The following is a 15,168-nucleotide window of genomic DNA, read 5'->3' as shown; positions in this document are numbered from 1 at the left end:
CGGGGCGCCGGCGCTCAGGAACCGGGCCAAGGGTGCCGGCGCTCAGGAACCGGGCCGGGCCATCGCGGCGACGAAGGCCTTCTCCACGTCGGCCGTGGACAGCACGCCGTAGATCTCGCCGGTCTCCTCGACGACCAGGTACTCCGTGGCGGGGGTGGCGCGCAGGTGGTCGAGGAGTTCCTCGCCCGCCAGCTCCGCGGAGACCCGCATGCCGTCCTTGAGTTCCTGGGCGAGACCGCTGACCGCGACCCAGGGACGGCGGTGCTCGGGGACGCCCACGATGGCCGCCTCGCGGACCACGGCGACCGGGTCCCCGCGGCCGTCGACGACGACCAGGGCGCGGGCGCCCGCGTCGTTGGCGCGGCGCAGGGCCTCGGACAGCGGCGTCTCGGACTCCACGGGGACCGCGCGGCGGGTCAGGGTGCGGGCGCGCAGCTCGGGGAGGTGCTCCCGGAGCCTGGCCATGCGCAGGCTGTTGCCGGCGCCGGTCCAGATGATCGCGGCGAGGATGGCGGCGAGCAGGGCGTCGGTGACGGTGTCGAAGCCGCTGATGTCCTCGGTGGAGTTGCCGAGTGCCCCGGAGCGGGTGAGCAGCGGCAGGCCGACCAGGACGGAGACCGCGAGGGCCCGGCCGACCCAGGCGGCGGCGACGGTGCCGGCCATGGGGCGACCGCTGATCTTCCACACGACGGCGCGCAGCATCCGGCCGCCGTCCAGCGGGAGGCCGGGCAGCAGGTTGAAGACGGCGACGATCAGGTTGGAGATCATCAGGCCGGCCAGCAGCACACCGGGCACCGTGCCGGGCTCGACGAGGTACAGGCCGAGGTAGAAGACACCGGCGAGGAGCAGCGAGAGCAGGGGCCCGACGAAGGCGAGCACGAACTCCCGGCCGGGTGTCTCGGACTCCTTCTCGATCTCGGAGACACCGCCGAAGAACTGGAGCTGGATGCGGCGCACCGGGAGCTTGAAGCGGAGCGCGGCGACCGTGTGTGCCAGTTCGTGCACCAGCACGGAGGCGTAGAAGGCGACCGCGAAGAAGAGCGAGACCAGGTAGCGGGCGGCTCCCAGTTCGGGAAGCACGCGCTCCAGCTGGCCGCCGAAGACCCAGGTGATCAGCGCGGCCACCAGGAACCAGCTGGGGGCGACGTACACGGGGACGCCGAAGGGGCGCCCCATGAGGATGCCGCCGCCGGGTTCGCGCGGCCGGTCCGGCTGCCTGCCCCGGACGATCCGCTCGCCGCCGGGCGCGGACTGCCCGGGCCGGGTCTCCGGGGGCACGGGCGGAGCGGGAGGCGCCGAGGCGGGCGCGTTCCGGTGGGCCGGTGCCTCCACGGACCGGTCCTCGCCGTCGGGGGGAGCGGCGGTCCGGTGCCGGGGCCGGGTGGGCTCGTGGCCCGGATGCCGTCCGTCCGTCGGTGCGGCACCGGAGTCCGCCCGGTCCTCGTCGGACCGCGGCTGCCCGCTGTTGCCGCTCTCGTCCACGCTGTCCCCTCGTCAGAGTTTGTGCGATCCCACGATCATGCAGTGCGGAAGGCTCTGCGTCGATGGTATGCGGACCACTGTCGGTGGCGGGCCGTAGGGTCTGCGTCATGACCACCAGCACCGAGTCGTCCGGCACCGCGCGCCCGCCGGACTCATTGTCGCCCTCACGAGCGGGTGATTTCATGCAGTGCCCGCTGCTCTACCGGTTCCGGGTGATCGACAGGCTGCCCGAGAAGCCGAGCGAGGCGGCGACCCGGGGCACGCTGGTGCACGCGGTGCTGGAGCGGCTCTTCGACGAGCCGGCGGAGCGGCGCACGGCTCCGCGGGCGAAGGCGCTGGTGCCGGGGCAGTGGGAGCGGCTGCTGGAGTCGAGGCCGCAGCTGGCGGAGCTGTTCGCGGGGGACCCCGACGGAGCCAGGCTCGCCGAGTGGCTGAGCGAGGCGGAGCGGCTCGTCGAGCGGTGGTTCGCGCTGGAGGACCCGACGCGGCTGGAGCCCGCCGAGCGCGAGCTGTTCGTCGAGGCGGAGCTGGAGTCCGGGCTGCGGCTGCGCGGGATCATCGACCGGGTCGACGTGGCGCCCACGGGCGAGGTGCGCATCGTCGACTACAAGACGGGCAAGGCCCCGCGCCCGGAGTACGCCGAGGGCGCGCTGTTCCAGATGAAGTTCTACGCCCTGGTGGTGTGGCGGCTGAAGCGGGTGATCCCGCGCAGGCTGCAACTGGTCTATCTCGGCAGCGGCGAGGTCATGACGTACGACCCCGACGCGGCGGACCTGCGCCGGGTGGAGCGCAAGCTCCTCGCCCTGTGGGAGGCGATCGGGCAGGCCACCGGGAGCGGGGACTGGCGGCCGCGCAGGACCCGGCTGTGCGACTGGTGCGACCACCGGGCGCTGTGCCCCGAGTTCGGGGGCACTCCCCCGCCGTATCCGCTGGCCGTGCCGGTGCCCGGTTCCCAGCGCCCGGCCGACTCCGGCGGGGTCCCGCAGGGCAGAATGGGCCCGGTCTAGCGAAGGAGTTCCCGTGGCCATCCGCGTCCTGCTGGTCGACGACCAGCCGCTGCTCCGTACCGGTTTCCGCATGATCCTGGAGGCCGAGCAGGACCTCGCCGTCGTCGGTGAGGCCGGGGACGGCCTGCAGGCGATCGACCAGGTGCGTGCTCTGCAGCCCGATGTGGTGCTGATGGACATCCGGATGCCCCGGATGGACGGTGTCGAGGCGACCCGGCAGATCACCGGGCCGGGGCGGGACGGGCCGGCGAAGGTCCTGGTACTGACCACCTTCGACCTCGACGAGTACGTGGTGGAGGCGCTCAGGGCCGGGGCGAGCGGCTTCCTGCTCAAGGACGCGCCCGCCAATGAACTGGTGCAGGCGATCCGGGTGGTCGCGGCCGGTGAGGCCATGCTGGCGCCCAGCATCACGCGCAGGCTGCTCGACAAGTACGCGACGCATCTGCCGTCCGGTGAGGAGCCGGTTCCGGACACGCTGCACACCTTGACCGACCGCGAGGTCGAGGTGCTGAAGCTGGTGGCCCGGGGGCTGTCCAACGCGGAGATCGCGGCGGACCTGTTCGTCAGCGAGACGACGGTGAAGACCCATGTCGGCCACGTACTGACCAAGTTGGGGCTGCGCGACCGGGTGCAGGCGGCGGTGTACGCGTACGAGAGCGGGCTGGTCAGACCCGGGGCGCAGTAGCCGGTCCGCGCGGGGCCCGGCCGCCGGGAAAATCGGCGGGGAGGCACGAGAGGGCCGGTGGGCGGCGGGATCGCCGCGCACCGGCCCTCTTGCGGTGTCTCAGCCCTTCGAGATCTCCCAGAAGCGGAAGATCGTGGAGATGTCCAGCGTCCACTCCAGGCCGGAGATCTCGTTCTTGGCCACGGCGTACTGCTTGCTCTGCCACAGCGGCAGCACCGGCAGGTCCTCGGCCACCTTGTCCTGCACCTCGGTGAAGTACCGCGTGGTGGCGTTGCGGTCCGCCTCGGCGGAGATGGCGGGGATCAGCGTGTCCACGATCTCACCGGCGTCGTAACGGTTGTCGAGGACGTTGCCCTCGCCGAAGAAGGGCGCGGTGAAGTTGTCGGGGTCCGGGTAGTCGGGCACCCAGCCCTTGACGTAGACGGCGTACTTGCCGGCCGCGATGCCCTTCTCGTACTCGGGCAGCTCGACGGACTTCACCCTGGCGTCGAACAGGCCGCTCTCGTTGAGCTGCTGGGCGATCATCTCGAACTCGGCCACGGTGCCCGGTCCGTAGCGGATCGGGGTGGCCCACAGGGTCAGCCGGACCTTCTCGGTGATGCCCTCGGCCCGCAGGGCGGCCTCGGCCCTGGCCCGGTTCGGGCTGCCGCCGTAGGTGTCGAAGAAGGCGGTGGTGTGGCCGGTGATGCCGGACGGGACGATCGAGTACAGCGAGGTTGCCGTGGACTCGTAGACCTCGTCGATCAGGGCGTCGCGGTTGATGAGGTAGGCCATGGCCTTGCGGACACCGGGTTTGCCGACGACCGGGTGCGCCATGTTGAAGACCAGATGCTGGACCTCGGCGCCGGTGCCCTCGATGACCTTGAGGCCGTCGCGCTCGTTGGCCGTCGAGTTCTCCAGCTCGGCGATGTCCTTGGCGGCGAGACCGCGGTAGGCGAAGTCGACGTCGCCGTCCTTCAGCCCGCGGACCAGCTCCTCCTGGTTGCCGTGGAAGAACTTCAGGGTGAGGCCGGAGTTCTTGACCCGGCCCGCCGTGCCCTTGTAGCCGGCGTTGACGGAGAAGGCGGCCCGGTCGTCGGTGAACGAGTCGAGCTTGTAGACACCGGAGCCGACGGCCTTGCCGTCGGTGCGCAGCTTGTCGAAGTCGTACTCGCGGTGGTCGACGATGGACCCGGCACCGGAGGCGATCTTCCCGGGGAAGGTGGCGTCGGGCACCTTGAGGTGGAAGACGACGGTCTTCTCGTCCGGGGTCTCGATGGTGTCGATGGTGTTCAGCAGAACCGCGGGACCGTCGGGGTCGTTGATGTTCAGGACGCGTTCGAAGGAGAACTTGACGTCCTTGGAGGTCATCGTGTTGCCGTTGGTGAACTTCAGCCCGTCCTTCAGGACGCACTGGTACGTCTTGCTGCTGCTCCCCTTGAAGCCGCAGCTCTCCGCCGCCTCCGGCTCGGGAGTGGTGCTGCCCTTGGGGAAGCTGAGCAGCGGCTGGAAGACGTTGTTGAACAGCAGCCAGGAGCCCGGGTCGTAACCCGACGCGGGGTCCGCCGAGAGGACGTCGTCGGACATGCCCATGATCACGGGGCCACCGGTTCCGGCCTCGCTGCCGCTGTCCGTACCGCAACCGCTGAGCAGGCCCGCGGCCAGCCCCGTCACGATGGGGGCAGCCAGCCAGGGGTTACGACCTTTCACGTGCCACTACCTTAGCTCTCGTCGATTCTGCAAGGGGCTGCCGGACGGCGCGGCTCGCCGTCCGGGGTCTGCTGGGTCTCTCGCCGTTCGGCATCAGCCGCTCACACCGCGTCCGAGTTCCCAGAGCTGGAGTTCCGAGGAGGAGTTGATCGCCCACTCGACGCCGGTGATGTCGTCGCGCGCGGCGACGTACTGCTTGCCCTGCCACAGCGGGAGGTACGGCACGTCCTCGGCGACGATGTCCTGGATCTCCTGGAATCCCCTGTCGGCGACGCTGCGTTCCGCCTCGCGCCGGGTCCGGGGTATCAGGGTGTCCTGGATGGTGGGGTTCGCGTAGGGCGAGTTGAGGAAGTTGTCCTCGGCGAGGAAGGGCGCGACATAGTTGTCGGCGTCCGGGAAGTCGGGGAACCAGCCCATGCCGTACACGGCGTATTCGCGGGCGGCCTGGGCGGGGCGGAACTCGGACCACTCGGCGCCGTGGACGTCCACCTCGAAGAGACCTGAGTCGCCCAGTTGCTTCTGCAGCGCCTCGAACTCCTTCTTGGTGGCCGAACCGTAGTGGTCGGTGGTGTAGTTCAGGGTCAGGCGGACCGGGGTCTCGACACCGGCGTCGGCGAGCAGGGCGGCGGCCTTGTCGGGGTCGGGCTCGCCGTACTTGTCGAAGAAGGAGTTCTGGTGCCCGTTGACGGTGGCGGGGACCAGTGAGTACAGCGGCTCGGCGGTATCGCCGTACACCTCGGTGGTGAGCGCGCTGCGGTCGACGACCTGGGCCACGGCCTGGCGGACGGCCTTGTTCCTGACCGTCCGGTCCGCGGTGTTGAAGGCGAGGTAGCGGATCTCCAGGCCGGGCATCTCGACAAGGGATATGCCGTCCTCCGCGCCGGAGTCCAGTTCGCGGATCTGCTGCGGCGTCATGGTGCGGCTCATCATGTCGATGCCGGAGTTCTCGATGGCCGAGCCCATGGCCTCGGCGCTCTTGAAGGAGCGCAGCTCGACCTTCTCGTTCCTCGTCTCGATGCTGCCCTTGTACTCGGGGTTCTTGGTGAAGACGACGCTCTTCACCCCGTCGCCCTCAGCCTCGACCCGCATCGTGTACGGTCCCGAGCCGTCCACCCCGAAGCCCTCGCGGATCTTGTTCTTCTCGTAGTGCTTCTCGCTGACGATCGCCGCGACGGGCGTGGACAGCTTGTACGGGAAGGTGGCGTCGGGCGTCTTGAGGTGGAAGATCACCTCGAGGTCCCCGCTCACCTCGACCTTGTCCACGTTGGACAGGAGGCCGTAGGGGCCCTCCTCGTACTTGATGCGCAGCACGCGGTCGATGGAGTACTTGACGTCCTCGGCGGTCAGCGCGCCGCCGTCGGCGAACTTCATGCCGCTGCGCAGCGTGCACCGGAACTGTTCGTTCTGCCGGTCGGCGAAGCCGCATTTGTCGGCCGCCTCGGGGACGGGCTCGCCGCCGCCGCGGGGCACGCGCATCAGGGTCTGCATGGTGTGCCGCAGGACGTTCCAGGAGCCGACGTCGTACGCGGCGACCGGGTCGAACGGGTACGGCGCCTCCTCGGAGGACACGAACCGGTCGGTGGTGCCCACGACGATGGCGTCGCCACCGCCGGCGCTCCCGCCCGAGCCGCCGCAGGCGGCGAGCGCGGGGGCGAGCAGGCCGATCACGGCCGGCAGCACCATCTTCTTGCGGTCCATGCTCGGAGATCTCCCTCGGTCCGGCACTTGGCTGTCGTTGCGCACTTCGCCGCTGCCTCCCGTTCGGGGTGGCGCGATCGGGCCGGTGGTGAGCGATCGGTCCTGCGTACCCAGTTCCGTCGTGTGTAGTGGGCACGAGGTTGGCGGCGGAGTTCTCGCACGAGATTAGTAGCCCCCGCCGGGAGCGCTTGAACAGGGCGGACCCGGGGCTCATTTCGGCACTTGGGGTCGCTCGGCGGCGGAGGTTTGCCGGCTGGCGGAAGGTTCCGCACAGGAGCACACCAACCAGGACACAACGGACCCCTGGAGCACTTTGCCGGGCGGGCGGGACCACACGCCCGCACTCATGTCGACGGGCACATGCGTGAGAAACATCACAGCATGGGAAATTCTCCCGTCCTTCGAATTCATGGACGGAACAGTCACGCTAAATGCACGGACAAACGCCTAGAGTTTCCGGCTGCTTTCCCCTTGTACGCTCGGTGAACGGCTCAGCCGTTCAGCGTGATCAGCGAGCGCAGAAATGCCAGGTCGACTTCTTCGAGAGAGCCCACGACCGTGCGCCCCGCAGTCCCCGGGATCGGCGTGAGGGACGGCACCGCGACGACCCGGCAGCCCGCAGCCTCGGCCGCCGCCACGCCCGTCGTGGTGTCCTCGACGACCACACAGCGCGTGGGGTCCGCGTCCAGCCCCGCGGCGGCGAGCAGATAGGGGTCGGGGTGCGGCTTGGTGCGGGGCACCTCGTCGCCCGCGACGCTCAGCGCGAAGTGCTCGGGGCCCAGTGACTTCAGGACGCGGTCGATGATGCGCCGGTGCGAGGCGGAGACGAGCGCCGTGGGGATCTCGTGCGCCGCCAGCTCGCCGAGCAGCCGGGCCGCGCCCGGCATCAGTGGCAGCTCTCGGCCGATCCGCTCCTCGAAGCGGTCGTTGAGCATCACGCACAGCTCGGGCAGCGGGATGTCCGCACCGGTGACCTCGACGAGGTAGCCGGCGCTGCGGCTCATCGGCCCGCCGACCACCACGGCCCGGTGCTTCTCCTCCAGCAGATGCCCCAGCTCGGCGAAGACCTCGACCTCGGCCTCCCACCAGAAGCCCTCGGTGTCGACCAGGGTTCCGTCCATGTCCAGGAGCACGGCCTGGAGGGCGGAGCCCTCGGCCGTACGGGTACCGAGCGCGGGGACCGTTGCGGTCATCCGGGCGCACCTCCTCTGGGGGACGAGAAGGCCGGCCACCTCCCGACTTCAGGAGGCGACCGGCCTGCACTGGACCGACAAGTGTACGTCGTGAACGCCCGTGGCGCCCGTCGCGCCGCGCCCGCCGGCGTCAGCGGGCGTCAGCGGGCGTCAGCGGGCGTCAGCGGGCGTTGAAGTACTTCGCCTCGGGGTGGTGGACCACGATGGCGTCCGTGGACTGCTCCGGGTGCAGCTGGAACTCCTCGGAGAGCTCGACGCCGATGCGCTCGGGCCGGAGGAGTTCGGCGATCTTGGCGCGGTCCTCCAGGTCGGGGCAGGCTCCGTAGCCCAGGGAGAAGCGGGCTCCCCGGTACTTGAGCGTGAACATGTCCTCGACCGCGGCGGGGTCCTCCCCGGCGAAGCCGAGTTCCGCACGGACGCGGGCGTGCCAGTACTCGGCGAGGGCCTCGGCGAGCTGGACGGACAGGCCGTGCAGCTCCAGGTATTCGCGGTAGGAGTCGGAGGCGAAGAGCCTGGCGGTCTCCTCCCCGATCCTCGAGCCGACGGTGACGACCTGGAGACCGACGACGTCGGTCTCGCCGGAGTCCTCGGGGCGGAAGAAGTCCGCCAGGCACAGGCGGCGGCCGCGGCGCTGGCGCGGGAAGGTGAAGCGGGTGCGCTCCGAGCCGTCCTCGCCCAGCAGGATCAGGTCGTCGCCCTTGGACACACAGGGGAAGTAGCCGTAGACGACGGCGGCCTCGAGGAGGTTGTCCCGCTGGAGGCGGTCGAGGAGGCCGCGCAGCCGCGGCCTGCCCTCGGTCTCCACCAGCTCCTCGTAGCCCGGTCCTGCGCCGGTGCGGGCCTGCTTGAGGCCCCACTGCCCCTTGAAGAGGGCGCCCTCGTCGAGCCAGGAGGCGTACTCCTTGAGCTGGATGCCCTTGACGACGCGGGTGCCCCAGAACGGCGGGGTGGGCACCGGGTTGTCGGTGGCCACGTCGGAGCGGACCGCGCCCTCGCCCTCCGGGGAAGGACCGCGTTCCTCGACGGCCGCGGTGGCGGCGGGACGGACGCGGCGCTGCCTGAGCTCGGGAAGGGCGGCGCCGGGCACGCCGCGCTTGACGGCGATGAGGGCGTCCATCAGGCGCAGCCCCTCGAAGGCGTCGCGGGCGTAGCGGACCTCGCCCTCGTAGATCTCGTGCAGGTCCTGTTCGACATAGGCGCGGGTGAGGGCGGCGCCGCCGAGGATCACCGGGTACCGGGCCGCCAGTCCCCGCTGGTTCAGCTCCTCCAGGTTCTCCTTCATGATCACCGTGGACTTCACCAGCAGTCCCGACATGCCGATGACGTCGGCGCGGTGCTCCTGGGCGGCTTCCAGGATCGCGGAGACCGGCTGCTTGATGCCCAGGTTGACCACGCTGTAGCCGTTGTTGGACAGGATGATGTCGACGAGGTTCTTGCCGATGTCGTGGACGTCGCCGCGGACGGTGGCCAGCACGATGGTGCCCTTGCCCTCGTCGTCCGTCTTCTCCATGTGCGGCTCCAGGTAGGCCACCGCCGTCTTCATGACCTCGGCGGACTGGAGCACGAACGGCAGCTGCATCTGGCCGGAGCCGAACAGTTCCCCGACGACCTTCATGCCGTCCAGCAGCGTCTCGTTGACGATGTCGAGTGCCGGGCGGCCTGCCAGGGCCTCGTCCAGGTCCGCTTCGAGTCCGTTGCGCTCACCGTCGATGATCCGCCGCTTGAGGCGTTCGTCCAGCGGCAGCGCGGCCAGTTCCTCGGCCTTGCCCGCCTTCATGGACTTGGTGTCCACGCCCTCGAACAGCTCCAGCAGCCGCTGCAGCGGGTCGTAGCCCTCCGCGCGGCGGTCGTGGATCAGGTCCAGGGCGACCTGGACCTGATCCTCGTCCAGCCGGGCGATCGGCAGGATCTTGGAGGCGTGGACGATCGCGGAGTCCAGGCCCGCCTTGACGCACTCGTCCAGGAAGACGGAGTTGAGGACCAGCCGGGCGGCCGGGTTCAGGCCGAAGGAGATGTTCGACAGGCCCAGCGTGGTCTGCACCTCGGGGTGGCGGCGCTTGAGTTCACGGATCGCCTCGATGGTGGCCAGGCCGTCCTTGCGGGACTCCTCCTGGCCGGTACAGATGGTGAAGGTGAGGCAGTCGATGAGGATGTCCGACTCGTGCACGCCCCAGTTCCCGGTCAGGTCCGCGATCAGCCGCTCGGCGATCTCGACCTTCTTCTCCGGGGTGCGGGCCTGGCCCTCCTCGTCGATGGTGAGAGCGATCAGTGCCGCACCGTGCTCCACCGCCAGCTTGGTGATCTTCTGGAAGCGGGACTCGGGCCCGTCGCCGTCCTCGTAGTTCACCGAGTTGATCACCGCGCGGCCGCCCAGCTTCTCCAGGCCCGCGCGGATCACGGCGGGCTCGGTGGAGTCCAGCACGACCGGCAGGGTGGACGCGGTCGCGAAGCGGCCCGCCAGCTCCTCCATGTCGGCGACGCCGTCCCGGCCCACGTAGTCCACACACAGGTCCAGCAGGTGCGCGCCCTCGCGGATCTGCTCGCGCGCCATCTCCACGCAGTCGTCCCAGCGGCCCTCGAGCATGGCCGTGCGGAACTTCTTCGAGCCGTTGGCGTTCGTGCGCTCGCCGATCGCGAGGTACGAGGTGTCCTGCCGGAACGGCACCGACTGGTACAGCGAGGCCGCGCCCGGCTCGGGGTGCGGGTCACGCGGCGCGGGGGCGAGGCCGCGCACCCGCTCGACCACCTGGCGCAGGTGCTCCGGCGTCGTCCCGCAGCAGCCGCCGACCAGGGACAGCCCGTACTCGCGCACGAAGGTCTCCTGCGCGTCGGCCAGCTCCGGCGCGGTCAGGGGGTAGTGCGCGCCGTCCTTGCCCAGGACCGGCAGGCCCGCGTTCGGCATGCAGGACAGCGGTACGCGCGAGTGCCGCGCCAGGTAGCGCAGGTGCTCGCTCATCTCGGCCGGGCCGGTGGCGCAGTTCAGGCCGATCATGTCGATGCCCAACGGTTCCAGCGCGGTCAGCGCCGCGCCGATCTCGGAGCCGAGCAGCATCGTGCCGGTCGTCTCCACCGTCACCGAGCAGATCACCGGCAGGTCGGCGCCGAGGACCTCCAGAGCCCGGCGGGCGCCGAGGACGGCCGCCTTGGTCTGCAGCAGGTCCTGCGTGGTCTCGACGATCAGGGCGTCGGCACCGCCGGTGATCATGCCCTCGGCGTTGCGCTGATAGGCATCGCGCAGCACCGTGTAGCCGACGTGGCCCAGCGTGGGCAGCTTGGTGCCCGGCCCCATCGACCCCAGCACCCAGCGGGTCCTGCCGTCCCCGGCGGTGTACTCGTCGGCCGTCTCCCGGGCGATCCGCGCGCCGGCCTCCGACAGCTCGAAGACCCGGTCGGCGATCTCGTACTCGCCCAGGGCGGCGAAGTTCGCCCCGAAGGTGTTCGTCTCCACGCAGTCGACGCCCACGTCGAAGTAGGCGCGGTGGACCGAGCGCACGATGTCGGGCCGGGTGACGTTGAGGATCTCGTTGCAGCCCTCGAGCTGCTGGAAGTCCTCCAGCGTGGGGTCCTGCGCCTGGAGCATCGTGCCCATGGCACCATCTGCGACCACGACACGCGTGGCCAGCGCCTCGCGCAGGGCTTCGGCCCGGCGCCTGCTGTCGGCTGGGGGTACGGGCGGTCCGGACGTGGTCGGCAACGAGGCCATGGAAGTAACTCCCTGAGTGCGACGGCTGTCGGCTTTGCTCCCTTTCCCGAAGGAAGCACGTCGCCAGGGTATCGGCAGGACGCCGCGCGGCTCAGGTCGTCCCACGGGCTGGACGAACCGGGTGCACCTGGGTGTCGCGAGCGGTCATGCACTTGGCAGACTCTGATGGCTGTACGGCAAGGTCGACATCGACCGATACTGTTCAGCATTGCCGAACAACTTATGAGGAGGCTGTCCGATGGCACGGAACATCCAGTCGCTCGAGCGGGCGGCTGCGATGCTGCGGCTGCTCGCCGGGGGTGAGCGTCGCCTCGGACTGTCCGACATCGCCGCCTCGCTGGATCTGGCCAAGGGCACCGCACACGGAATCCTGCGCACCCTCCAGGCCGAGGGCTTCGTGGAGCAGGACCCGGCCTCGGGGCGCTACCAGCTGGGCGCGGAACTGCTGCGGCTCGGCAGCACCTATCTCGACGTGCACGAGCTGCGCGCCAGGGCCCTGGTGTGGACCGACGACCTGGCCCGCTCCAGCGGCGAGGCCGTCTACCTGGGCGTGCTGCACCAGCAGGGCGTGCTGATCGTGCACCACGTGTTCCGCCCCGACGACAGCCGCCAGGTGCTGGAGGTCGGCGCCATGCAGCCGCTGCACAGCACGGCCCTGGGCAAGGTCCTGTCGGCGTTCGATCCGGTGGCGCACAGCGAGGCCACGGAGGGCTCGCGCAAGGCGTACACCTCGCGGACGGTGACGGCCCTGGACGAGTTCGAGGGCGTACTGGACCTGACCAGGGCGCGCGGCTGGGCCGACGACATCGAGGAGACCTGGGACGGCGTCGCCTCGGTGGCCGCGCCGATCCACGACCGGCGGCGCATGCCGGTGGGCGCGGTGGGCGTCATGGGCGCCGTCGAGCGGGTCTGCAAGGACGGGGAACTGCGTTCGGAGCTGGTCGCGGCGGTGCGGGACTGCGCCCGGGCGGTCTCCCGCGACCTGGGCGCCGGCCGCTTCTGAGGCACGAATCCGGCATTTCTGCGGAACATAACGGGACACTTGCGCCCATTCCTACTTGTCGTACGTCCGTACAAGCCATCGAAATTTCGCCACACAGCCCTTGACGCAGGTGTTCGCCCAAGTGAAAACTGCCGTTCGTCGGTCGGCATTGTCGAACACCTAACGACAAACGCGTCAAGGTGTCGGCGTGGCAGGGCCGGCGATCGCCCTCACCCCCGAGGGCACGAACCACCGGAGGGACCCGGTGGTCCGTTCCTGGACGAAGGACAAAGGAGTCGCGGGTGTCCAGCTCCGACATCTTCCTCGGCGAGACCATCGGTACCGCCGTTCTCATCCTCCTCGGCGGCGGCGTGTGTGCCGCCGTCACGCTGAAGGCCTCCAAGGCGCGCAACGCCGGCTGGCTCGCCATCACCTTCGGTTGGGGCTTCGCGGTCCTCACCGCCGTCTACACCTCGGCGCCGCTCTCCGGTGCCCATCTGAACCCGGCCGTCACCCTCGCCATCGCCATCAAGGACGGCGACTGGAGCAACGTCCCCGCCTACTGGTCGGGACAGATCCTGGGCGCCATGATCGGCGCGGCCCTGGTCTGGGTCGCCTACTACGGACAGTTCGTCGCCCACCTGACCGACCGGGAGATCGTCGGCGGCCCCGGCGCGCAGGCCACCAAGGCCGCCGTGGCGCAGGAGACCCAGGCCGGACCCGTGCTCGGCATCTTCTCCACCGGTCCGGAGATCCGGAACGCGGCGCAGAACCTGGCCACCGAGGTCATCGGCACCGTCGTGCTGATCCTGGCGGTCCTCACCCAGGGCCTCAACGACAGCGGCAAGGGCCTGGGCACCCTCGGCGCGCTGGTCACCGCGCTCGTCGTGGTCGGCATCGGCCTGTCCCTCGGCGGGCCCACCGGATACGCCATCAACCCGGCGCGCGACCTCGGCCCGCGTGTCGTGCACGCCCTGCTGCCGCTGCCCAACAAGGGCGGCTCCGACTGGGGCTACGCCTGGGTCCCGGTCGTCGGCCCGCTGCTCGGCGGAGCGATAGCCGCGGGCGTCTACAACGCCGCCTTCGCCTAGACCGGCATCCAGCACGCGATACGCCTTACGCCCCGCCACTCCCCCACCGACTTTTCAGGAGCACTCCGTGACCGACGCGCACAACGCCGGCATCGCCTCCCACGGCCATGGGCCGTTCATCGCCGCCATCGACCAGGGCACCACGTCCTCCCGCTGCATCGTCTTCGACAAGGACGGCCGGATCGTCTCCGTCGACCAGAAGGAGCACGAGCAGATCTTCCCCAAGCCGGGCTGGGTCGAACACGACGCCGCCGAGATCTGGACCAACGTCCAGGAGGTCGTCGCCGGGGCCATCCGCAAGGCCGGCATCACCCGTGACGACATCAAGGCCATCGGCATCACCAACCAGCGCGAGACCACCGTGCTGTGGGACAGAGCGACCGGCGAGCCGGTGCACAACGCCATCGTCTGGCAGGACACCCGCACCGACGCCCTGTGCCGGGAACTCGGTCGCAACGTCGGACAGGACCGCTTCCGCCGTGAGACCGGCCTGCCGCTGGCCTCCTACTTCGCGGGCCCGAAGATCCGCTGGCTGCTCGACAACGTCGAGGGCCTGCGCGAGCGCGCCGAGCGCGGCGAAATCCTCTTCGGGACCATGGACTCCTGGGTCATCTGGAACCTGACCGGCGGCACCGACGGCGGCCGCCACGTCACGGACGTCACCAACGCCTCCCGCACCCTGCTGATGAACCTGCACACCATGGAGTGGGACGAGAAGATCCTCCACTCCATGGAGGTCCCCGCCCAGGTCCTGCCGGAGATCCGCTCCTCCGCCGAGGTGTACGGCGAGGTCAGGGGCGGCTCGCTCGGCGACCTGCTCGGCGGCATCCCGGTCGCCTCCGCGCTCGGCGACCAGCAGGCGGCCCTGTTCGGCCAGACCTGCTTCTCCGAGGGCGAGGCCAAGTCCACCTACGGCACCGGCACCTTCATGGTCATGAACACCGGTGACAAGATCATCAACTCCTACTCCGGGCTGCTGACCACCGTCGGCTACCAGATCGGCGACCAGGCGCCGGTCTACGCCCTTGAGGGCTCCATCGCGGTCACCGGCTCCCTGGTGCAGTGGATGCGCGACCAGATGGGGCTGATCAGCACCGCCGCCGAGATCGAGACCCTGGCGCTGTCGGTCGAGGACAACGGCGGCGCCTACTTCGTACCGGCCTTCTCCGGCCTGTTCGCCCCGTACTGGCGCTCCGACGCCCGCGGTGTGATCGCCGGCCTGACCCGGTACGTCACCAAGGCGCACCTCGCACGCGCCGTGCTGGAGGCCACCGCCTGGCAGACGCGGGAGATCGCCGACGCCATGGTCAAGGACTCCGGCGTCGAGCTGGCCGCGGTCAAGGTCGACGGCGGCATGACCTCCAACAACCTGCTGATGCAGACGCTCTCGGACTTCCTGGACGCACCGGTCGTGCGCCCGCTGGTCGCCGAGACCACCTGCCTCGGCGCGGCCTACGCCGCCGGCCTGGCCGTCGGCTTCTGGCCGGACACCGATGCGCTGCGCGCCAACTGGCGTCGCGCGGCGGAGTGGACCCCCCGCATGGACGCGGACAAGCGGGACCGCGAGTACAAGAACTGGCTCAAGGCCGTCGAACGTTCCATGGGCTGGCTCGAAGAGAACCCTGACGAGGAGTAGAC

10 protein-coding genes are annotated in these 15,168 nt (G+C 70.1%); 5 read left to right on the top strand and 5 right to left on the bottom strand.

Annotated elements, in window-relative coordinates:
• Window positions 1-42 precede the first annotated feature (42 nt).
• Entirely contained in the window at window positions 43-1,482 is a 1,440-nt protein-coding gene (locus GUY61_RS01235; protein ID WP_166628138.1) for a site-2 protease family protein, read from the bottom strand.
• A 107-nt stretch (window positions 1,483-1,589) separates the two neighbouring features.
• Here GUY61_RS01235 and GUY61_RS01230 point away from each other — a divergent pair, with 107 nt between their 5' ends.
• Window positions 1,590-2,489: a RecB family exonuclease gene (locus GUY61_RS01230; protein ID WP_243766086.1), complete on the top strand. Its 900-nt coding sequence runs from the start codon at window positions 1,590-1,592 to the stop codon at window positions 2,487-2,489.
• A 13-nt stretch (window positions 2,490-2,502) separates the two neighbouring features.
• The gene (locus tag GUY61_RS01225) at window positions 2,503-3,174 is read left to right on the top strand and encodes a response regulator transcription factor (RefSeq protein WP_166628136.1); all 672 of its coding nucleotides are present in this window, start codon (window positions 2,503-2,505) and stop codon (window positions 3,172-3,174) included.
• 99 nt (window positions 3,175-3,273) lie between these two features.
• On the opposite strand, the gene GUY61_RS01220 is transcribed toward GUY61_RS01225, so the two are convergent.
• From GUY61_RS01220 to metH, 4 genes are all read right to left on the bottom strand, one after another.
• Window positions 3,274-4,863 carry an ABC transporter substrate-binding protein gene (locus GUY61_RS01220; RefSeq protein ID WP_313896447.1) on the bottom strand — a complete coding sequence of 530 codons (1,590 nt, stop codon included), beginning with the start codon at window positions 4,861-4,863 and terminating at the stop codon, window positions 3,274-3,276.
• Between the two features lie 93 nt (window positions 4,864-4,956).
• Window positions 4,957-6,561 (bottom strand): ABC transporter substrate-binding protein, encoded by a 1,605-nt coding sequence (locus tag GUY61_RS01215; protein ID WP_166628135.1) that lies wholly within the window; start codon window positions 6,559-6,561, stop codon window positions 4,957-4,959.
• Between the two features lie 491 nt (window positions 6,562-7,052).
• Window positions 7,053-7,754 (bottom strand): HAD family phosphatase, encoded by a 702-nt coding sequence (locus GUY61_RS01210; RefSeq protein ID WP_166628134.1) that lies wholly within the window; start codon window positions 7,752-7,754, stop codon window positions 7,053-7,055.
• A gap of 160 nt (window positions 7,755-7,914) precedes the next feature.
• Window positions 7,915-11,457, bottom strand: a complete 3,543-nt coding sequence (gene metH, locus GUY61_RS01205; RefSeq protein ID WP_166628133.1) for a methionine synthase — start codon at window positions 11,455-11,457, stop codon at window positions 7,915-7,917.
• A gap of 238 nt (window positions 11,458-11,695) precedes the next feature.
• Here metH and GUY61_RS01200 point away from each other — a divergent pair, with 238 nt between their 5' ends.
• The 3 genes from GUY61_RS01200 (at window position 11,696) to glpK (ending at window position 15,166) form a co-directional block, all read left to right on the top strand.
• The gene (locus GUY61_RS01200) at window positions 11,696-12,460 is read left to right on the top strand and encodes an IclR family transcriptional regulator (protein ID WP_166628132.1); all 765 of its coding nucleotides are present in this window, start codon (window positions 11,696-11,698) and stop codon (window positions 12,458-12,460) included.
• 281 nt (window positions 12,461-12,741) lie between these two features.
• A complete protein-coding gene (locus GUY61_RS01195) occupies window positions 12,742-13,530 on the top strand; it encodes an MIP/aquaporin family protein (protein ID WP_166628131.1) in 789 nt (262 codons plus the stop codon).
• A 67-nt stretch (window positions 13,531-13,597) separates the two neighbouring features.
• Complete coding sequence (glpK, locus tag GUY61_RS01190) at window positions 13,598-15,166, top strand: glycerol kinase GlpK (protein ID WP_313896446.1); 1,569 nt, start codon at window positions 13,598-13,600, stop codon at window positions 15,164-15,166.
• The last annotated feature ends 2 nt before the right edge of the window (window positions 15,167-15,168 follow it).

The organism is Streptomyces sp. GC420, assembly GCF_009916105.1.
Classification (GTDB): Bacteria; Actinomycetota; Actinomycetes; order Streptomycetales; family Streptomycetaceae; genus Streptomyces.
The sequence above is the reverse complement of the archived record's forward strand: the minus strand, read 5'-3'. Positions and strand labels throughout refer to the sequence as shown.